This is a genomic window from Mesorhizobium sp. M3A.F.Ca.ET.080.04.2.1, assembly GCF_003952525.1.
In the GTDB taxonomy this organism is placed as follows: Bacteria; Pseudomonadota; Alphaproteobacteria; order Rhizobiales; family Rhizobiaceae; genus Mesorhizobium.
The window spans coordinates 1,949,720-1,969,329 of record NZ_CP034451.1 but is presented as its reverse complement, the minus strand read 5'-3'; the positions used below and the strand labels follow the sequence as shown (position 1 = coordinate 1,969,329).

Here is a 19,610-nt window from a genome sequence, read left to right as displayed (position 1 = left end):
TCAACCCGGAGAAGATCGCATGAACGCAGCCATCCGCCTTCCGGCCGAGCAGCTCTACGCCTCCGAACTGCAGGCGCTCGCCCGCGGCGACGACCGCCAGAAGCCTGCCGGCTGGAGCCTGTCGCCCAAGGCCGTGCTGACCTATCTGATGGGCGGCAAGGCGAGCGACGGCACGCTCATCACCCCGAAATATGTCGGCCGCCGACAACTGATGGAAACCGCGATCGCCACGCTCGCGACCGATCGGGCTCTGCTTCTGCTCGGTGTTCCCGGAACGGCGAAGTCCTGGGTCTCGGAACATCTCGCCGGCGCCATCATGGGAAACTCGACGCTGATCGTGCAATGCACCGCGGGCACCGACGAGAACCAGATCCGCTACGGCTGGAACTATGCCCAACTGCTGGCAAAGGGCCCAAGCCAGGAGGCGCTGGTGCCGACGCCGCTCTACCGCGCCATGCAGGAAGGCAAGCTCTGCCGCCTCGAAGAGCTGACCCGCATGGGCTCCGACGTGCAGGACACGCTGATCACCGTGCTGTCCGAAAAGATGATGCCGGTGCCGGAGCTGAACACCTCGATCTATGCCCAGCGCGGCTTCAACATCATCGCCACCGCCAACAACCGCGACAAGGGCGTCAACGAGCTGTCTTCGGCGCTGAAGCGGCGCTTCAACGTCGTGGTGCTGCCGCTGCCGGACGACATGGCGGAAGAAGTCTCCATCGTCTCCAGGCGCGTCGGCGAGATGGCAGGGGGACTGGATCTGCCGGTGCCGAAGAATGTCGGCGAGGAGATCGCCCGCGTGCTCACCATCTTCCGCGAGCTGCGCTCCGGCGCGACATCAGACGGCAAGGTGACGTTGAAAACGCCGTCAGGCTCGCTCTCCACCGCCGAGGCGATTGCCACCATGATCGGCGGCCTCAGCCAGGCAGCGTGGTTCGACGGCGGCAAGCTGCACGCCGAGGGCCTTGCGCCCAGCCTCGTCGGCGCGATCGTCAAGGATCCGGTCCAGGACAAGATCGTGCTGGAGGAATATCTCGAGACGGTGCTGAAGAAGCGGCCGGACTATGCCGGCTATTATGCGGCGCTCAACGCGGCCATCTGAACCATGACCCAGGGCGGCATCAGCTATTTCGGCATCCGCCATCATGGGCCAGGCTCCGCCGAAAGCCTGGTCAAGGCGTTGCAGGAATTGCAGCCGGTCGCCGTGCTGATCGAAGGGCCGACGGACGCTTCGCCGCTGCTGCCGCTGCTCGCCAGCCCCGACATGAAGCCGCCGGTGGCGCTGCTCTGTTATCCGGAGGACGATCCCGCCGCGACCAGCTTTTGGCCCTTCGCCGAATTCTCGCCGGAGTATCAGGCAGCGCTTTGGGCCGTCGCCAACAAGGCGGCGTTGCGCTTCATCGACCTGCCGTCCGCGGCGCGCCTGGCCGAGATGGCGCCTGACAATCCGGCAGATGCCGATGCGGCGGAAGCTGATGGCACGGCACCGGGCGAAGAAATATCGCCCGTCCATGATCCGATCGGCATGTTGGCGCGCGCCGCAGGCTATGAGGACGGCGAAAGCTGGTGGTCGGACGTCATCGAGCAGAATCCCGAACCTGGCCCGATCTTCGCGGCCATCGCGGAAGCGATGACGACGCTGCGCCACGGCGAGGCTTCGATCGGCAAGTTCGAGGCCATGCGTGAAGCGCATATGCGGCTGGAGATCGCCGCCGCGCGGAAGGAATTCGACGGTCCGCTCGCGGTCGTCTGCGGCGCCTGGCATGTGCCGGCCTTGCAGGCGGCGCATACGCAAAAAAGCGACCAGGCGCTGCTCAAGGGCATCGGCCGGCGCAAGACCACGATGACCTTCGCGCCATGGACCGGACCGCGCCTGGCGCTGGGCTATGGCTACGGCGCCGGCGTCCTCGCGCCCGGCTGGTGCAAGCACCTGTGGCAGGCGCGGGGGCAGGACGACGCCTCGGTCCTGTGGCTGGCGCGGATCGCCGCGGTGCTGCGGGCCAGGGGCCATATGATCTCGACCGCCTCGCTCATCGAAGCCGAACGCCTGGCGCGGGCGCTGGCGGCCATACGCGAACGGCCGAAGCCGGGTTTCGAGGAACTGCGAGACGCATCGATCGCCGCCCTCTTCAACGGCGAGGCCTTGCTGTGGAAGATGGTCGAGGCGGAGCTGCTGCTTGGCGCCGATGTCGGCGAGATTCCGCCCGATACGCCGCTCGCGCCGCTGATCGACGATTTGCAAAGGAACCAGAAAGCGGCCCGGCTGAAGCCCGAAGCGCTGGAGCGGGAACTCTCCGTCGACCTGCGCAGCGAAAGCGGGCTCTTCCGATCGACGCTGCTGCACCGGCTGAACGTGCTTGGCGTGAACTGGGGCAAGCTGACGGATACCGGCCGCAGCCGTGGCACCTTCCGCGAGCGCTGGATGCTGGCCTGGCAGCCGGAATATGCCGTTCGCCTGGTGGAGAACCTGGTTTATGGCCCGACGATCGAGAAGGCCGCCAACGGTCGCCTGATCCAGATGATCGGCGCTGCTCCGACGCTCGATACGCTTGCCACGCTGGTCCAGGGCGCCATCACCGCCGCGCTGAGCGAGGCGTCCGCGGCCGGCCTCGCTGCACTCGAGGAAAAGGCAGCGCACAGCAGCGAATGTCTGGAACTCCTGGCCTCGGTGCCGCCGCTCGCCGACATCATCCGCTACGGCGAAGCGCGCAAGACAGAGACGGAGCGCCTCGCCGGCCTGCTGGAGCGGCTGATCATCGAGGGTTCGATCGCGCTGCCCTACGCCGCCCGCGATCTCGACGCGCAGGCTGCAGGCGCGCTCATGGGGGCGATGCGCAAGGCCGACGAGGCGATCAGGCTGGTGGAGCCGGACGAGCATGTCCTGGAGGCTTGGCGCAACGGCCTGGCGGCCGTGCTCGATTCGTCGCGCTCGACGGCGCTCGTCGCCGGCTGCGCCGCGCATCTGCTCTACGAGGCCGGTCTGCTGTCCGCTGAAGCCGCGGCCGACCTGCTGGGGATGCGCCTGTCGCCCGGAACGCCGATCGCCGATGCCGCTGCCTTCTTCGAGCGCTTCTTCAGCGGCGCCGGCCAGAGGCTGATCTATGACGAAGGCCTGCGCGGCGCCGTCGATGCGTGGCTGGCTTTGCTGGACGAGGAGGCATTCGTAGCGCATTTGCCGTTGCTGCGCCGCGTCTTTTCCAACCTGGACAGCATGGAGCGCCGTCGCCTGATCGAGGCCGTGCTTGGCAAAAGAGCAAGCCTGCCCGCCGGGCTGACGCCGGTGCCCGACGGCGGCGAGGCCTGGCGCCGGCATTTTAGTCTTCTGGGCAAGCTGTTTGCAGGGGAGGCCGCCAATGGATGAGGAATCGATTGCGCCGGACCTCGATCCGACGGAAGGGCCGCGGGAGCGCCGCTGGCGGCTGGCGATCGGTGCCGACGATGAGACTTCGTCGGCGCTGTCGGCGGAAGACCGCAAGCTTTCGGCGGCACTCGATGCGCTTTACGGCGACGGCAGCGGCGACACCGCCGGCGACCCGCGCAAGCGGCGCGGGGGACTCGGCCGCTCGGCGCCGCGTGTTGCACAATGGATGGGCGACATACGCTCTTTCTTCCCCGAGCAGGTCGTCCAGATCGTGCAGAAGGACGCCTTCGAGCGGCTGAACCTGAAGCAGATGCTGATGGAGCCGGAATTCCTCAAGGCGATCGAGGCCGACGTCAATCTCGTTGCCGATCTGGTCTCGCTGCGCTCGGCAATGCCGGACAAGACCAAGGACATCGCCCGCTCGATCATTTCCGACATTGTCGCCAAGCTGATGCAGCGGCTCGAGCAGAAGACAGCCGAAGCGATACGCGGCGCTCTCGACCGCTCCAGGCGCACCAACCGGCCGCGGCAACGCGACATCGACTGGCCGCGCACCATCGCCGCGAACCTTCGCCACTACCAGCCGGAGCACAAGACCGTGGTGCCGGAAAAGCTGGTCGGCTTCATGCGCCGCCAGCGCCGGTTGGTCGATCTCGACGAAGTGACGCTCTGCGTCGACCAGTCAGGCTCGATGGCGAGCTCGGTCATCTACGCCTCGATCTTTGCTGCGGTCATGGCCTCGCTGCCGGTGGTGCGCACCAAGCTGGTCTGCTTCGACACCGCCATCGTTGACCTGACGGAAGAGCTCAGCGATCCGGTCGAGGTGCTGTTTGGCGTCCAGCTGGGCGGCGGCACGGACATCAACCAGGCGGTGGCCTATTGCGCCGAGCGCATCGAGCGGCCGACCAAGGCTCATTTCATACTGATCACCGATCTCTATGAAGGCGGCAACGGCCAGGAACTGCTTCGCCGACTGGCCATGCTGGTGCGGTCGGGCGTCAATGTCGTGGTGCTGCTGGCGCTCACCGACCAGGGCCGGCCCGGATACGATCCTTCCATGGCCGGTTCGGTGGCGGCGCTCGGCATCCCGGTCTTTGCCTGCACGCCGGACCATTTCCCCGACATGATGGCGGCCGCACTGCGCCGCGAGGATATCGGCGCCTGGGCGGCGGGCGCGGATATCAAGCTCGTTCGCGCCGACGCCGAAACGCCAAACGCGGCCGAGTAGCTTGGGCGAATTTGGGGCTGGCTCAGGACGGCTTCTCGCCGATCATTTCGAACCGCTCGACCGAGCAATGTTGGCCGATCACTGCGAGCACGTCCGTCGCCGGTTCGAGCGCATCGGGCTGCTTCCACTCGAGCTTGAAGGAATATACGAAGCTGTCGCGGCTGGCATTGTGCTCCATGCCGACGAAGCGGGCGGTGTAACCGAGTGGCTGCACCATTTCTTGAAGATCGGGTGGTGAACTCTTCGGCCATGAGACCGAGACGATCGCCTTGTGGTCGCGGGAAATCTGCAGATCGACCCATTTCAACGCCTGCAGCGTCACCAGCGTCAGCACCGTCGCGGTCGCGCCGAGGCCGTACTGGCCCCCACCGAAGGCGAGCCCGATCATCGTCATGATCCACATGGTCGCGGCGGTGGTGACGCCGGTGACGAGGTCGCCGCGGCGCAGGATGGCGCCGCCGCCGATGAAGCCGACGCCCGTGAGCACGCCGAGCGCAAAGCGCATCACATCCATGCGCACGAACGAATCCGGACCCTTGCCGACGACGTCGAGCAGCATGTTGGCCTGCACCATGGCAACGGCGGCGGCAAGGCCGACGAGAATGGTCGTCCGCAGCCCTGCCGAATGGCCGCGCGCCTCGCGGTTCAGGCCGATCAGGAAACCGGCCAGCAATGTGAGCAGCAGCCGCGCGACGAGGTCCGGCCAGGTCGGGTGAAGCGGCATGTCGCAGCAAAGCGGGTCGAACATCGTCCGTCAGGGCAGCGCAGCCGCGCCCTCCGTTGCGTCTGGACTGTTCAACTTAGCTTGACCGCCGATGGTTCCGCTGCGACGCCCTTCGGCTTCGCAAACGGCTCTTCACCTGGCAGCGATGCGCGCCGCCAAGGAAGCGGATAGGCTTCCCGCGACCGAGGTCAGCCGGTCGCGGGAGATGGTCGCTTAGCCGAATTTCGGATCGAGGCTGCCCGACTTGTAGCGCTTGGCCATGTCCGACAGCGGGATCGGCTTGATCTTCGGCGCGTTGCCCGCGGTGCCGAACTGCTCGAAGCGCTCCTTGCAGAGCTTCTTCATGGCGGCCATAGCCGGCGTCAGATATTTGCGCGGGTCGAACTCGCTGGGGTTCTCGGTCAGCACTTTGCGGATCGCGCCGGTCAGTGCCATGCGGTTGTCGGTGTCGATGTTGATCTTGCGCACGCCGTGCTTGATGCCGCGCTGGATTTCTTCGACCGGCACGCCCCAGGTCGGCTTCATCTGGCCGCCATACTTGTTGATGATCTCCTGCAGCTCTTCCGGCACCGATGACGAGCCGTGCATGACCAGATGCATGTTGGGCAGGCGGCGGTGGATCTCCTCGATCACGTTCATGGCCAGCACCGCGCCGTCCGGCTTGCGCGAGAATTTGTAGGCGCCGTGGCTGGTGCCCATGGCGACCGCCAGCGCGTCGACATGCGTGTCGCGCACGAACTGCTCGGCCTGCACCGGGTCGGTGAGCAACTGATCGTGGCTGATTTCGCCTTCGACGCCATGGCCGTCTTCCTGCTCGCCGCCGCCGCTCTCCAGCGAGCCGAGAACGCCGATCTCGCCTTCCACCGAGACGCCGCCCCAATGCGCCATGTCGACGACGCGCCGGGTGATGCCGGAATTATAGGCATAGTCGGCCGGCGACTTGCCATCTTCCTTGAGCGAGCCGTCCATCATCACCGAGGTGAAGCCGTACTGGATCGCGGTGACGCAGGTCGCTTCGTTGTTGCCATGGTCGAGATGCATGCAGACTGGAATGTCGGGGTGGATCTCGACCAGCGCATCGATCAGCTTGGCCAGCACCACGTCATTGGCGTAGGCGCGCGCGCCGCGGCTGGCCTGCAGGATGACCGGCGACTTGGTCTCCTCGGCCGCCTCCATGATGGCGAGCCCCTGTTCCATGTTGTTCATGTTGAAGGCAGGCACGCCATAGCCGTGTTCGGCGGCATGGTCGAGCAATTGTCTCAATGTGATGCGAGCCACCCAATAGTCTCCCGTAAGCTGGTTTCGAGCCTGTGTTCATAGGCCGTCCGCTCGTCGGCCGGCCGGATGCTTCTGGCCGGAATCCCGCTGGACCGCAACCTTCGCCGAAGCAACTCTTGTTACGGAATGATGGAAATGCCGGCCATGAGGCGCGTTGCCGCGCGTTTGCCCGGTAACCGGTGACAAATTTCGCCGAAAGCGCTCAGCCGCGCTCGGGAAACATCGCCTTCAGGGCCTCGCGCGAGGCGTTCGCCACGCCGCGCTCGGTGATCAGGCCGGTGACCAGCCGCGCCGGGGTCACGTCGAAGGCGGGGTTGGCCGCCGGCGTCGTGTCGGGCGAGACGCGCACCTGCGCGACCTTGCCGTCGGCCGTCTTGCCCCAGACCAGCGAGACTTCGTCGCCGGAGCGCTGCTCGATCGGAATCTCGGCAAGCCCGTCGCCGACCGTCCAGTCGATGGTGGGCGAGGGGAGCGCGACGTAGAAGGGGACGTCGTTGTCGGCGGCGGCGAGCGCTTTGAGATAGGTGCCGATCTTGTTGCAGACGTCGCCATTGGCGGTGGTGCGGTCGGTGCCGACGATCACCATGTCGATGTCGCCGTGCTGCATCAGGTGGCCGCCGGCATTGTCGACGATCAACGTGTGCGGCACCCCGTGGCCGGCCATCTCCCAGGCCGTCAACTGGGCGCCCTGGTTGCGCGGCCTGGTCTCGTCGACATAGACATGCACGGGAATGCCGGCCTCGGTCGCCAGATAGATCGGCGCGGTAGCGGTGCCGTAGTCGACCGTCGCCAGCCAGCCGGCATTGCAATGGGTCAGGATGTTGACGGTCTCGCCCGGCTGCTTGCGCGCCGCGATCTCCTTGATGATGGCAAGCCCGTTCTCGCCGATGGCGCGGTTCAGCCCGACATCCTCGTCGGCGATCTCGGCGGCGCGCCGATAGGCGGCCTCGGCGCGCTGTTCGGGCGCGAGCGGTTTCAAAAAGCGTTTCATCTCGTCCAGCGCCCAGCGCAGGTTGATCGCCGTCGGCCGCGTCTCGTGCAGGGTTTCCCACGCCGCGTCGAGTGCTTCGTCCGACGCATCGTCCCTCATCTGGATGGCGACGCCGTAGGCGGCGGTGACGCCGATCAGCGGGGCGCCGCGCACCCACATGTCGCGGATGGCGGTTGCGATGCCGGCGACGGTTCCGATCCGCTCGATGCGGAACTCGTGCGGCAGCCAGCGCTGGTCGATGATCTCGACCGAGCATTTGTCGTCGCTCAGCCAGATCGTGCGGTAGTGGCGGTCGCCGACGTTCAAATTCCGCTCTCCTGTTCGATCAGCGCGGCCAGATTGTTGACCTCGTCGATGATGTGGATCCGGCGCCGGTTCACGGCGATATGGCGGCCGAAGCGTAGCGCCTTGGCCTCACATGTGGCGCGCAGATCCGCGTCGGCAATGGTCTCGAAATCGGCGTTATGCGCGAGGCCGAGTATGCGCCGGTGCACCTCGATGCCGGCAAAGCCGAGCAGGTCGGTCCAGATGCCCGACAGCATGTGGTCGAGCGCCTGCTCCGAGCCGAGCCGGTCGCCCTGATCCTCGAACAGGCTCCTCTGGTAGAGCATGCCGGTGCGTTCTGTCCGCCACAGATGCGAGAACTCGGCGCGGAAGATGGCCCAGGTCTCGGCGGTGACCTTGAGCAGGTAGGCGCGCATCGAGTCCCGGCTGCCTTTTTCCTCATGACCGCGCTGAGAGAAGAAGGCCATCCAGAAATTGGCGAGCAGCATGCCGACGTCGAAGGCGATCGGGCCGTAGAAGGCGAATTCCGGATCGATCATACGGGTTTCCGTGTCGGTGACCATGATCGAACCGGAATGCAGGTCGCCATGCAGCAGCGTCTCGGCATTGGCGGCGAAAAGGTGCTTCAGCCGCTGCGCTTCGACCTTGAGGTTGCGGTCGGCGCGCAGCTCGGCCACCAGGCCGTCAAGCTGCGGGCTGGTGTGCCGGTTCATGCTGGCATCGAAATAGGGGTCGGAGAACACCAGGTTCTCGGTGATGTCGCAGAGCTCGACATTGTCGGCGAACAAAGCGAGATCGGCCTTGCGCTCCTTTGCCGCCATCGACAGGTCGGAGCCGCGAAACAGCGTGCGGGCCATGAACAGGCCGATGTCGAGCGCGATGTTCGGCAGCTCGCGTCCTTCAATCAGCGCGCGCCTGAGAATGATGTGCGGCGACAGATACTCCATGACGATCAGCGCCTGGGTCTCGTCGAAATGGTAGATCGCCGGTACCGAGCCCGGCGCCCGCGCCTCCTGCCTGGTCAGCGCATGATATTCGAAGAAGGAGCGCTTCAACGGCAACGGCCAGCTGTCGCCGACCAGCCGCACATAGGGCAGCGCCTGCTTGACCACGGCGGCGCCCTTGTCGCCCTCGACGATGAAGACGAGGTTCAGATTGCCGTCGCCGACTTCGCGCACTTTCCACTGGCCGGCATCGCTACCGATCCGCTCGGTCAGCGCTTCGTTCTCGCCAAGGCGGCTCGCCAGCGTCTCCACCGACAATGCTTCGAAAGGCCTCGTCTCGGTCATCCTCACCCTCCTGCTCATGTCTTCCAACGATAGCGGAGCCATGGCGGCGGGGCCAAGCTAGGTAGCGCTTTGTCAATTGTCAATCGTGTTGACAATTGCCGAGCGAGCCCATAGCGTCGACGTCAGGGAGGAACGAATGGGCGCAGACGCCGTGTTCCGTGTGGAGGGCCTGAGGAAATCCTTCGGCCACAACGAGGTGCTTGGCGGCGTCTCGCTCGAGCTGTTCGCCGGTGAAGTGATCGTGCTGATGGGCGCCAACGGCGCCGGCAAGTCCACCCTGGTCAAGATCGTCAGCGGTGTCTACGACCGCGACGGCGGCACGATGCGGCTCGCCGGTGTGGCCTTTGACCCGAAGACGCCGGCAGAGGCCATCCGCGCGGGCGTCGTCACCGTGCATCAGAACATCAATGACGGCGTGGTGGCCGATCTCGACGTCGCCACCAATCTGACGCTGGACAGGCTGAGCGGCAAGGGCGCCTCGCTGTTGTTCAAGCCCGCCAATGTTCGTGCTGAGGCCAGGGCCGTTGCCGACCGCATGGGGCTGGCGATCGATCTCAGGGCACGCGTTGCCGACCTTTCGCTCGCCGACCGCCAGATGGTGGCGATCGCCCGGGCGATGGCGCATCGGCCCAAGGTGCTGATCCTCGACGAACCGACCTCCTCGCTGTCGAGCGCCGAGGCCGACCGGTTGTTTTCGCTGATCGACCGGCTGCGCGGGCAGGGCGTCGCCATTCTCTACATCTCGCATCGCATGTCGGACATCAGGCGGCTTGCCGACCGCATCGTCTCGAAGCGCGACGGCGTCATCTCCGGCGTCTTCGACACGAAGCCGCTCGACTATGAAGGCGCCGTCAACGCCATGCTCGGCCGCAAGATCCATCTCGACCGGGTCGTTGCCAGAAGCTCGGCGCGCGCGGTTTTCCGCGCCGAAGGCCTGCAGATCGCGCAAGGATCGAAGCCGATCTCGATGACGCTCGGCGCCGGCGAGGTGGTGGCGATCACCGGCCTGGTCGGCGTCGGCAAGACAGCGCTTGCCGAAACCTTGTTCGGCGTGCGCAGCCCGCTTGCCGGCGCCATGCATATGGACGGCAAGTCCTACGCGCCTCAGTCGGCGCGCGACGCGATCGCCGCCGGCGTCTACCTCGTCGCCAAGGATCGCGCAGCCAGCGGCATCGTCAGCGGCTTCAACATCGAGCGCAACATCAGCCTGCCGTTCCTCAAGCGCATGTCGGGCCTCGGAGTCATGAAGAAGCGCGCCGAACGCGCTGTGGCGCGCCGCCAGATCGTCGAGCTCGGCATCGTCTGCCGCTCCGAGAAGGACGAGCTGTCGGCGCTTTCGGGCGGCAACCAGCAGAAGGTGATGGTGGGGCGCTGGATGTCGCAGGCCTCGCGGCTGTTCATCCTCGACGAGCCGTTCCAGGGCGTCGACATTTCGGCCAGGCGCGACATCGCCGCGAAGTTGCGGGCAAGCGCCGACGGCCGCGCTACGCTTCTCTTCGTCACCGAGCTCGACGAGGCGCTGGAGACCGCCGACCGCATTCTGGTGATGTCCGAACACACCATTGTCGGCGAGCACAGGAATGCCGATATCGACCTCGACCGCCTGCTGGCGGAGGTGGCCGGCGGGCCGCTTCACAGCGCCGCGTGAGATCGCCGGATGACGAGATTTGGAGTGCAGGCATGAGTTCCAGTTTGGCGGAGAGGGCAACTGCGCGGGAGCGTTCGATGACATTGCGCGACTATGCCATCCGCTATGGCTTCATCGTCCTGCTCTTCGGGCTGATCGCCTATTTCGCGATCGCCGCCGACGGGTTCGTCTCGCCGCAGAGTGCGGTCTTCATCTTCCAGTCGGTGGCGATCACCGGCGTGCTGGCGCTCGGCGTCACCGCGACACTTGTCGTCGGCGGCTTCGACCTGTCGATCGGGTCGGTGGCCACCAGCGCCATGATGGCGGCGTCCTATGCCATGGTGGTGCTGGAGCAGAACGCCGTTGTCGCCGTCATTGCCTGCCTAGTCATTGGCGTCGCCGTCGGCCTGATCAATGGCTGGCTGATCGTCTACATGCGCGTGCCGGACCTGCTCGCGACGCTCGGCATGATGTTCCTGCTGCTTGGCCTGCAGCGCATCCCGACCGAGGGCCGTTCGATCGCCACCGGGATGACCATGCCCGACGGCTCGGTCGCCAACGGCAAGTTCACCGAGGCCTTCCTGGCGCTCGGCCGTCACCGCATCGACTTCTTCATCCCGAACCTCATCCCGGTCTCGGTGGTGGTGCTGATCATGCTTGCGGTGGTGATCTGGTTCTTCCTCGAATACACCCGTTTCGGCCGCATGATGTACGCGGTCGGGTCCAACGAGCGCGCGGCCGAACTCGCCGGCGCGCCTGTCAAGGCATACAAGATCTGGGCCTATGTCATTTCGGGAGTTTTTGCCTCGATCGGCGGGATTTTGCTCGCCGCCCGGCTTGGACGCGGCGATATCGCCTCGGGCAATAATCTCTTGCTCGACGCTGTCGCCGCCGCACTCATCGGCTACGCGGTGCTCGGCGCCGCCAAGCCCAACGCCTTCGGCACGGCCGTAGGCGCGGTCTTCGTCGGCGTCCTCCTGCAAGGCCTGACGATGATGAACGCCCCTTACTACACGCAGGATTTCGTCAAGGGCGCGGTTCTCGTCGTCGCCCTTGTCTTCACCTTCGCCCTTTCCGGCAGGGGCAAGAGATAGTTTTCGACCGGGGCAGATTGAACAAAACAACGGAGGAAAACGAAGTGAGCATCACAAGAAGACTTTTCGGAAAGGCCGCACTCGGCCTTGCGGGCGCGGCGCTGCTGATGCAGGGCACCGCATTGGCAGCGGATCGTCCGGCGCCCTTCGACAAGCCCGGCGTCAAGGTCGCCCTCGTGCGCTATCTCTCGACCGGCGACTTCTTCCAGGCCTATCTCTCCGGCGTCGAGGCGCAGGCCAAGGCGCTCGGCATCGATTTGCGCGTGCTGGACAGCCGCCAGGACGCGGCGCTCCAGGCCGACATGGTCGACCAGGCCATCGCACTCGGCGTGCAGGGCATCATCATCCAGCACGGCCTGACGGAATCGATGAAGGACGCCGCCCAGCGCGCGGTTGATGCCGGCATCAAGGTCGTGGCCTTCGACGTCAATGTCGAGAACCCGAAGATCCCGCAGATCGAGCAGTCCGACCGCGACCTCGCGCGCCTGGCGCTCGAGCAGGCGGTCAAAGACAATGGCGAGAGTTGGAAGGCCGGCTACGTCTACGTGGCAGGCATCGCGCCGCTCGACCGCCGCAACGAGACCTGGGTGGACGTGAAGAAGAAGCATTCGGGCATCAGCGAGGTCGCCATGTTCGGTACGCTCGACAACCCGATCGCCAATTCCGTCGCCAACCAGGCGCGCTCGGTGCTGCAGGCGCATCCCGACATCAAGGTGATGTTCGCGCCCTATGACGAGTTCGCAAAGGGCGTGAAGATTGCCGTCGACGAGGCCAGCCTGAACAAGGACATCAAGATCTACTCGGCCGACATCTCGACTTCGGATATTGCCGCGATGCGCGAGCCCGACAGCGCCTGGGCCGCCACCGCCGCCACCAACCCGGCCGTGGTCGGCCAGGTTTCCGTCCGCGCGCTGGCGCAGCTGCTCGCCGGTGAGGATCCCGGCCACAATGTCATCGTGCCGCCGACGCTGATCACCCAGAAGGAGCTGATCGACAAGGACATCAAGAACATGGAGGATCTGTCGGCCAAGCTGCCGCAATTCGCCCATGCCGACGTCGCGATGCCGGCCTGGATGCCGAACCCGAACGCGAAGTAACATCGCTTGCGATGGCAATGAAAAGAGCGGCTCCGGGGCCGCTCTTTTTGCTTCTTCGGTCCTCAGGCCGATCGCGCGGCGCGGGAGAGCCCATGCGCCACCAGCCGGTCGATGACGTCCGGATAGCTGACGCCGCTCGCCGCCATCGCCTTGGCGTACATGCTGATGTCGGTGAAGCCGGGAATCGTGTTGAGTTCGTTGATCAGGAGCGTCAGGTCCGGCTTCACAAAGAAGTCGACGCGGGCCATGCCGTCGCAGCCCAGCGCACGGAACGCCTTCGCTGCCGTCTCACGGATGTCGCTTTCAACTCTTTCAGGCAGTTCGGCCGGCACCTTCAGCGCCGCTCCATCCTTGTCGATATACTTGGCGTCGTAGCTGTAGAAGCCGTGGCTTTCGGCCGGCACGATTTCGCCGGGGCGGGAGATGAAGAGACCTCCCTGCGTATCCTCCAGCGCACTGCATTCAATCTCGCGGCCACGGATGAACTCCTCCGCAAGCAGCTTGCCATCGTGCCTGAAGCCCTCAGCGATCGCGGCTTCGTAATCCGCTTCGCTGGAAACTTTGCTGACGCCGACCGACGAGCCCTGGCGGGCCGGCTTGATGAAGACGGGAAGCGCGAGCGCGTTCGCGATCTCGGCGAAGGCCGGCACGGCCTCGCGCAGGATGGTGACAGACCGTGCGACGGACAGGCCCGCCGCCTTCAACAAGCGCTTGGCGATATCCTTGTCGAGGGCTGTCGCCGAACCCACAATGCCGCAGCCGGCGAGCGGCACGCGCGCCACTTCCGCCAGCCCTTGCACAGCGCCGTCCTCGCCATGCAGGCCGTGCAGGACGGGAAACAGGATGTCGATCGCGGGCAGTTCGTGCGGCGGCCCGTCCGCGGGGATTGCCAGCATCCGTCCATGTCCGCCCGGCACCAGGCAGACCTGCGTGCCGGCCGAAGGTTTCGCCAACTCGCCACGCTCGAAGCGGCTCAGCAGCCATTGGCCTTCGCGCGTGACGAAGATCGGAACGGCATCGTATTTCGCCGGCTCCAGCGCCCGCATCACATTGGTCGCCGACAGCACCGACACGTCATGCTCGGCCGAGCGTCCGCCGAAAAGCACACCGATGCGAATTCTTTTCGTGGCCATGGACATCTCCACCAATGATCGGGGGTTGGAAACTGACCCCGACGCCGCGGCGGCGAAGAGGCATATCGTATACTCGTATACGAGATTCCGTTTCGCATTCAAGCCGTCGACCCAAGGAAAAGATTGAAGCGGGATTTTGGCCGGTCAGGGCAGGGGCGGTAGCGCAGGCCTTCAATTGCGCGGGGCGGCAAAAGAAAAGAGCGGCTCGAGGCCGCTCTTTTGCTGGGGTGCTGCTTCGACGCCTACCGCAGCGCCGCCGCAATATTCCCGCCGTCCACCGTCGTCACGTCGGCGGTGGTGCGATCGGCGAGCGCCTGATGCAGGAAGGCCTGCGCCACGTCCTCGGCCGTCACCTCCTGTCCGAGCAGGTTGCCGGACATGTATTCCTTCTCCGACACGCCGCGCGCGCCGGAGCGGCTGGCAATCATGAAGTCGGTCAGCAGACCCGAGCGGATGCGATCGGCGTTGACCGCGTTGGAGCGGATGCCATGCGCGCCATAGTCCAGCGCATATTGCCTGGACAAAAACAAGGTTGCGGCCTTCGGCAGGCCGTAGGCGCCGAATTTCGGCCCGGGATTGATCGCCTGCTTGGAGGTGTTGAAAAGCAGCACGCCGCCGGTGCCCTGTTCCAGCATGATGCGCACCGCATTCTGCGCCGCCGACTGATGGGCGAAGAAATTGAGCTCGAAGCTCTTGCGCAGGGTGGCGTCGTCGAGCTCGCCGATCCGTCCTTCCCAGGCAGCCCCGGCGTTGGAGACCAGGATGTCGACGCCGCCATAGACCGCGACCGCTTTGTCGAAGGCAGCCCGCATCTCGGCCGGATTGGTGATGTCGGCGCCGACGCCGATCGAATTGTTTCCGGCCGCCTTTGCCGCCTCCGCGGCCTTGGCGGGATCGAGGTCGACGACAACCGCATGCGCGCCGTTGGCGGCGAAGAGCTTGGCCGTCGCGGCGCCGATCGCGCCGCCGCCGCCGGTGATCAGCACGATCTGGCCGGTCAGCGGCTTCGGCTTGTTGGAGGCGAGCTTGGCCTGCTCCAGCGACCAGTATTCGAGCGGGAAGAGGTCGGCCTTGGAGAGCGGCTGGAAATGGCCGATGGCCTCCGCACCGCGCACCGCTTCGATCCACATCTCGCCGATGTCCGAGGCGATCTTGGCATCCTTCAATGTGCGGCCATGACCGAACATGCCGAGGCCCGGGACCAGCGTCAGCCGCGGCATCGGGTCGAGCATGGTGCGCTTGACGTTGTCGAGCGCGTCATTGGCCTCGAAATAGGCGCGGTAATCCTTGGCGAAAGCCTCGACATGGCTTCGGATGACGGCCTTGTAGTCGCCGAGCGCGTCGGCGTCTGGCGCCGGCACAGCCATCGGCCCGGTCTTGATGCGGATCGAAAGATCCGGCGTCGACACGCCGCGTCCGGCCAGCTCGGCGATCCCGGCCGAATTGACGAAATCGACGATCGCATCGGATGTGCGGAAATCGCTGATCATGCGGTCGAAGCGGCCTTCGCCGCGCGCAACCGCCACCGCGCCGCGCAGCATCGGCGCGATATCGCTCGGCCTGGCCAGTTTCGCCGGCAGCGCCGCCTTTGCCGCCTTGGCCTTGCCGTTCTTCGCGACATAGTCCTCGGCGGCGGTCACATAATGGATCATCCGGTCGTAAGCCTGTTTGGCATCGTCGCCGAAGGTGAAGATGCCGTGCTTGTCGAGGATCAGGCCCTCGACGCTCGGGTCGGCGTCAAAGACATCGCCGGCTGCCTTGGCCAGGTCGAAGCCTGGCATGATGTAGGGCACGTAGCCCATCTTCTCGCCGAACACCGTCTTCACCAGCGCCTTGCTGTCTTCCTGGTCGACAATGGCGAGAACGGCAGTCGAATGCGTGTGATCGACGAATTTGTGCGGCAGGAAGGCGTGGAGCAGCGTCTCGACCGACGGGTTTGGCGAGGAAGGGTCGATGAGGTTGGAGCGCTGCAGCGCCACCATGTCCTCGTCCGAAAGCTTGGCAAGAGCGCGGGCTTTCAGCAGCGCGCCCATCTTCACCGCCGGCAGTCCCTGTGGCTCGATGATAGCCATGTCCCAGCCGCTGCCCTTGACGCAGAGCACGTCCCACTCGTCGCCGATGAGGTCGGTGGCCCTGGTCTTGCACGAGGTATTGCCGCCGCCATGCAGCACCAGCCGCGGCTCGCCGCCAAGAAGGCGGGTCGTGTAGACGCGCAGCGCCAGGTCGCGGCTGACGCCCTTCCTGCCATAGTCCGCAACCATCTTTTCCGCGTCGGCGTCGTTCCAAAGGTTCTTCATTTCTCCGTCCGATGTCCGTCTTCTTGCTGCTCATGAAACATAGGCCGCGACGTCCTGATGACAGAAGCGGCGAGGGTGATTCTTCTAGGAAGCCTTCTTGCTGGCCATTCCGGCGTGCTCGAGAAGGCGTTCGGCCATGCGGGCGCCGATCACCAGATGCGTGCAGAGTCCACCGGTCATAGCCGCCAGCAGCGGCTCGAACTTGCTGTCCTCCTGCACCACCATCAGCCGCTTCTCGATGGCGCGCAGCGACGCGAGCTCGGCGGAAATGACGCGTCGGTTGTAGCTGCAGTCGAGCGCTTCGCCTTTCTGGTCGATGATCTGTCCGGCGATGACGCCGGCAGCACCTCGGCTGCGCAAGTCGCGCATTTCGGCGGGATTGAGCGCGCCGCATTTCACGACATGGCTGTCCGAATCGACCGTGCCCACGGAATACAGCGCCAGGTCGCAGTTGCTGATCCCGGCAAGCTGGTCGCGGATCACCGGCTCGGCGCGCAGGCCCTTTGCCAGTTCCTCGGTCGAGAGCACCAGGGGCGCGTAGAAATTCAGGCCCTTGGCGTTCAGCCGGCGCGCGATCTCCATCGTGCACTGGTCGGGCCGGTAGGAATAGGGCGCGCCGAGATTGCCGCAGAGCTGCACCACCGTGACGTCCTGCAGGTCGGCATAGGACATGATGTCGGCGATGGTGTAGACGGTGCGGCCCCAGGCGACGCCGATGCGATCGCCTTTCTTCACCAGCTCCAGAAAGACGCTCGCCGCCAGCACTGCTATGTCGGTCGAGGGATCGGCGACATAGGCATTTTCCGGCGCGATCCATACGGCGTCGAGCGCGAAGGCGTCCTCCAGTCTGCGCGCGGTCACGTCATCGGTGAACAGCTGCGTCGAGGTCGAGATGTTGACGATGCCGGTCTCGCGCGCCTTGCGCAGATACATGGCGACGGACGCCCGCGAAATCTTGAGCTGGGTCGCCACTTCGTCCTGGCGAAGGCCATGGGCATAGTAAAGCCAGGCGGCCTTGTGGATGAGCTGTTCTGCCGGTCGGATCGCCATGCCGTCTCCTCGACTGACATTAGTCACGGCTCTCGACAAAAGTCAAATCGGCATTATCGGCATGATTTGTCGGTCTGCAGGATTGGCTCGAAACGAGGCATTCTGCCAGACGCCCATATCATAGCATTTTCCCGCCGTTCGCGGGGGATGGCATGATTGCCGCCATGCGGCTAGAAAGCACGAAAAGCACTCTGGGGAGGACGGGATGGCCAATCCCTACGAACAGGATCTCGACCGCAACGCCGCCAACCACCAGCCGCTGACGCCGCTGACCTATCTGGAGCGGGCGGCCAAGACCTATCCCGATCATGTCGCCATTATTCATGGCAGCCGGCGCATCTCCTATCGCGATTTCTGGCGCCGTTCGCTGAAGCTCGCCTCGGCGCTTTCGAAACGTGGGATAGGCAAAGGCGACACCGTGACGGTGATGCTGTCGAACACCCCGCCCATGCTGGAAGCGCATTTCGGCGTGCCGATGACAAAGGCAGTGCTGCATTCGCTGAACACCCGGCTCGACGCTGCCGTGCTCGCCTTCCAACTCGACCATGCCGACACCAAGCTGCTGATCGTCGACCGCGAGTTCTCGGGCATCGTCAGCCAGGCGCTGGCATTGGCCAAGGTCAAGCCATTGGTCATCGACTACGACGATCCCGACTACGCGGCCGATGCGCCCTATCCCAAAGGCGAGCGGATCGGCACGCTCGACTACGAAGACTTCGTCGCTGAAGGTGACGAAGCATTCGCCTGGTCGTTGCCCGACGACGAGTGGGACGCCATCTCGCTGAACTACACCTCCGGGACAACTGGCAATCCGAAAGGCGTCGTCTACCATCATCGCGGCGCGGCGCTGATGGCCTATGCCAACACAATCCATGCCGGCATGGCCAAGCACGCAGTCTATCTCTGGACGTTGCCGATGTTCCATTGCAACGGCTGGTGCTTCCCCTGGACGCTTGCCGTGCAGGCCGGCACCCATGTCTGCCTGCGCTGGGTGCGGGCGAAACCGATGTATGATGCCATCGCCGACCATGGCGTCACCCATCTCTGCGGCGCACCGATCGTCATGTCGGTGCTGATCAACGCGAAGGACGAGGACAAGCGCCAGTTCCCGCAGACCGTCACCTTCAACACCGCCGCCGCGCCGCCGCCCGAAGCCGTGCTCTCCGGCATGGCCGATGCCGGCTTTGCCGTCACCCATCTCTATGGGCTGACCGAGACCTACGGCCCGGCGGTCGTCAACGAATGGCACAACGAGTGGGACGAACTGGAAAAAGGGCCCCGAACGGCAAAAAAGGCGCGCCAGGGCGTGCGCTATGCTGCGCTCGAGGGTCTGACGGTGATGGACCCCGAGACGATGGCGGAGACGCCTGCCGACGGCGAGACCATCGGCGAGGTCATGTTCCGCGGCAACATCGTCATGAAGGGTTATCTGAAGAACCGCAAGGCGACCGACGAGGCCTTCGCCGGCGGCTGGTTCCATTCGGGCGATCTCGGCGTCATGCACCCAGACGGCTATATCCAGCTCAAGGACCGCTCCAAGGACATCATCATCTCGGGCGGCGAGAACATCTCGTCCATCGAGGTTGAGGACGCGCTCTACAAGCATCCCTCCGTCGCGTCCTGCGGCGTGGTGGCGCGCGCCGACGAGAAATGGGGCGAGGTGCCGCTCGCCTATGTCGAGCTGAAGCCCGGCAAGACCGCGAGCGAGGCCGAGATCATCGAACATTGCCGAGGCTTGCTCGCCCGCTTCAAGGTGCCGAAGGCGGTGGTGTTCGCGGAGATTCCCAAGACCTCGACGGGCAAGATTCAGAAGTTCAGGCTGCGGGAAATGGCCAAGGGGGCGTGAGCTCGGCGAGGCTAGGAATTTCGACGTCGGCGGGCTAGCGCCCCCCTCTGTCCTGCCGGACATCTCCCCCACAGATGGGGAGATTGGCCATCACCTTGGCCTTCGCCAATCTCCGACGTCGCAGCATATAGCGCCTGCATCGAAGCTTCCGATCTTCCCCCAAGTGGGGGAGATGTCCGGCAGGACAGAGGGGGCGCGAAGGATCGCTGTGCTCGAGGTTTTCACGCCGCACCCCCGCCCGCGCTCCCCGCCTGTCACCATCTGTCACCAATTATACGCGTACGTCGAATCCGCGTTGACATTTCGCTCGTTT

14 protein-coding genes are annotated in these 19,610 nt (G+C 65.1%); 7 read left to right on the top strand and 7 right to left on the bottom strand.

Annotated features, from left to right (window positions below; all coding sequences use genetic code 11):
- Positions 1 to 19 precede the first annotated feature (19 nt).
- Genes EJ074_RS09595 through EJ074_RS09585 form a run of 3 tightly spaced genes read left to right on the top strand, consistent with a single transcriptional unit; the run spans position 20 to position 4,586 of the window.
- Complete coding sequence (locus EJ074_RS09595; RefSeq protein WP_129553151.1) at positions 20 to 1,099, top strand: AAA family ATPase; 1,080 nt, start codon at positions 20 to 22, stop codon at positions 1,097 to 1,099.
- A gap of 3 nt (positions 1,100 to 1,102) precedes the next feature.
- Entirely contained in the window at positions 1,103 to 3,358 is a 2,256-nt protein-coding gene (locus tag EJ074_RS09590; RefSeq protein WP_129553150.1) for a DUF5682 family protein, read from the top strand.
- Positions 3,351 to 4,586, top strand: coding sequence for a VWA domain-containing protein (locus EJ074_RS09585; RefSeq protein ID WP_129553149.1), 1,236 nt, complete (start codon positions 3,351 to 3,353; stop codon positions 4,584 to 4,586). Before EJ074_RS09590 ends, EJ074_RS09585 begins: the two co-directional genes overlap by 8 nt.
- Before the next feature lie 22 nt (positions 4,587 to 4,608).
- Here the strand turns inward: EJ074_RS09585 and EJ074_RS09580 are convergent, their stop codons facing one another.
- From EJ074_RS09580 to mtnK, 4 genes are all read right to left on the bottom strand, one after another.
- Positions 4,609 to 5,334: an MgtC/SapB family protein gene (locus tag EJ074_RS09580; RefSeq protein ID WP_129553148.1), complete on the bottom strand. Its 726-nt coding sequence runs from the start codon at positions 5,332 to 5,334 to the stop codon at positions 4,609 to 4,611.
- Positions 5,335 to 5,523: 189 nt separating this feature from the next.
- Complete coding sequence (gene fba, locus EJ074_RS09575; protein WP_129553147.1) at positions 5,524 to 6,588, bottom strand: class II fructose-bisphosphate aldolase; 1,065 nt, start codon at positions 6,586 to 6,588, stop codon at positions 5,524 to 5,526.
- 202 nt (positions 6,589 to 6,790) lie between these two features.
- Positions 6,791 to 7,885 carry an S-methyl-5-thioribose-1-phosphate isomerase gene (mtnA, locus tag EJ074_RS09570; RefSeq protein ID WP_129553146.1) on the bottom strand — a complete coding sequence of 365 codons (1,095 nt, stop codon included), beginning with the start codon at positions 7,883 to 7,885 and terminating at the stop codon, positions 6,791 to 6,793.
- Positions 7,882 to 9,153, bottom strand: coding sequence for an S-methyl-5-thioribose kinase (gene mtnK / locus EJ074_RS09565; protein WP_129553145.1), 1,272 nt, complete (start codon positions 9,151 to 9,153; stop codon positions 7,882 to 7,884). Before mtnK ends, mtnA begins: the two co-directional genes overlap by 4 nt.
- Before the next feature lie 136 nt (positions 9,154 to 9,289).
- Between mtnK and EJ074_RS09560 the strand changes: the two genes are divergently transcribed.
- From EJ074_RS09560 to EJ074_RS09550, 3 genes are all read left to right on the top strand, one after another.
- Complete coding sequence (locus tag EJ074_RS09560; RefSeq protein WP_129553144.1) at positions 9,290 to 10,801, top strand: sugar ABC transporter ATP-binding protein; 1,512 nt, start codon at positions 9,290 to 9,292, stop codon at positions 10,799 to 10,801.
- A 77-nt stretch (positions 10,802 to 10,878) separates the two neighbouring features.
- Positions 10,879 to 11,874: an ABC transporter permease gene (locus EJ074_RS09555; protein ID WP_129554023.1), complete on the top strand. Its 996-nt coding sequence runs from the start codon at positions 10,879 to 10,881 to the stop codon at positions 11,872 to 11,874.
- 44 nt (positions 11,875 to 11,918) lie between these two features.
- Positions 11,919 to 12,971: a substrate-binding domain-containing protein gene (locus EJ074_RS09550; protein WP_129553143.1), complete on the top strand. Its 1,053-nt coding sequence runs from the start codon at positions 11,919 to 11,921 to the stop codon at positions 12,969 to 12,971.
- A 62-nt stretch (positions 12,972 to 13,033) separates the two neighbouring features.
- On the opposite strand, the gene EJ074_RS09545 is transcribed toward EJ074_RS09550, so the two are convergent.
- From EJ074_RS09545 to EJ074_RS09535, 3 genes are all read right to left on the bottom strand, one after another.
- Complete coding sequence (locus tag EJ074_RS09545; RefSeq protein ID WP_129553142.1) at positions 13,034 to 14,110, bottom strand: D-alanine--D-alanine ligase family protein; 1,077 nt, start codon at positions 14,108 to 14,110, stop codon at positions 13,034 to 13,036.
- Positions 14,111 to 14,346: 236 nt separating this feature from the next.
- On the bottom strand, positions 14,347 to 16,401 hold the full coding sequence (locus EJ074_RS09540; RefSeq protein ID WP_129553141.1) for a bifunctional aldolase/short-chain dehydrogenase: 2,055 nt from the start codon (positions 16,399 to 16,401) through the stop codon (positions 14,347 to 14,349).
- Between the two features lie 84 nt (positions 16,402 to 16,485).
- Complete coding sequence (locus EJ074_RS09535) at positions 16,486 to 17,451, bottom strand: sugar-binding transcriptional regulator (RefSeq protein ID WP_129553140.1); 966 nt, start codon at positions 17,449 to 17,451, stop codon at positions 16,486 to 16,488.
- Between the two features lie 205 nt (positions 17,452 to 17,656).
- On the opposite strand from EJ074_RS09535, the gene EJ074_RS09530 reads away from it, so the two are divergent.
- A complete protein-coding gene (locus EJ074_RS09530) occupies positions 17,657 to 19,297 on the top strand; it encodes an acyl-CoA synthetase (protein WP_095808080.1) in 1,641 nt (546 codons plus the stop codon).
- Positions 19,298 to 19,610: the final 313 nt, after the last annotated feature.

Bases quoted from the DNA above. Each gene is read 5' to 3' on its own strand.
- EJ074_RS09595 (WP_129553151.1), top strand. From the start codon at position 20: ATGAACGCAGCCATCCGCCTTCCGGCCGAGCAGCTCTACGCCTCCGAA.
- EJ074_RS09590 (WP_129553150.1), top strand. From the start codon at position 1,103: ATGACCCAGGGCGGCATCAGCTATTTCGGCATCCGCCATCATGGGCCA.
- EJ074_RS09585 (WP_129553149.1), top strand. From the start codon at position 3,351: ATGGATGAGGAATCGATTGCGCCGGACCTCGATCCGACGGAAGGGCCG.
- EJ074_RS09580 (WP_129553148.1), bottom strand. From the start codon at position 5,334: ATGTTCGACCCGCTTTGCTGCGACATGCCGCTTCACCCGACCTGGCCG.
- mtnK (WP_129553145.1), bottom strand. From the start codon at position 9,153: ATGACCGAGACGAGGCCTTTCGAAGCATTGTCGGTGGAGACGCTGGCG.
- EJ074_RS09560 (WP_129553144.1), top strand. From the start codon at position 9,290: ATGGGCGCAGACGCCGTGTTCCGTGTGGAGGGCCTGAGGAAATCCTTC.
- EJ074_RS09555 (WP_129554023.1), top strand. From the start codon at position 10,879: ATGACATTGCGCGACTATGCCATCCGCTATGGCTTCATCGTCCTGCTC.
- EJ074_RS09545 (WP_129553142.1), bottom strand. From the start codon at position 14,110: ATGTCCATGGCCACGAAAAGAATTCGCATCGGTGTGCTTTTCGGCGGA.
- EJ074_RS09540 (WP_129553141.1), bottom strand. From the start codon at position 16,401: ATGAAGAACCTTTGGAACGACGCCGACGCGGAAAAGATGGTTGCGGAC.
- EJ074_RS09535 (WP_129553140.1), bottom strand. From the start codon at position 17,451: ATGGCGATCCGACCGGCAGAACAGCTCATCCACAAGGCCGCCTGGCTT.
- EJ074_RS09530 (WP_095808080.1), top strand. From the start codon at position 17,657: ATGGCCAATCCCTACGAACAGGATCTCGACCGCAACGCCGCCAACCAC.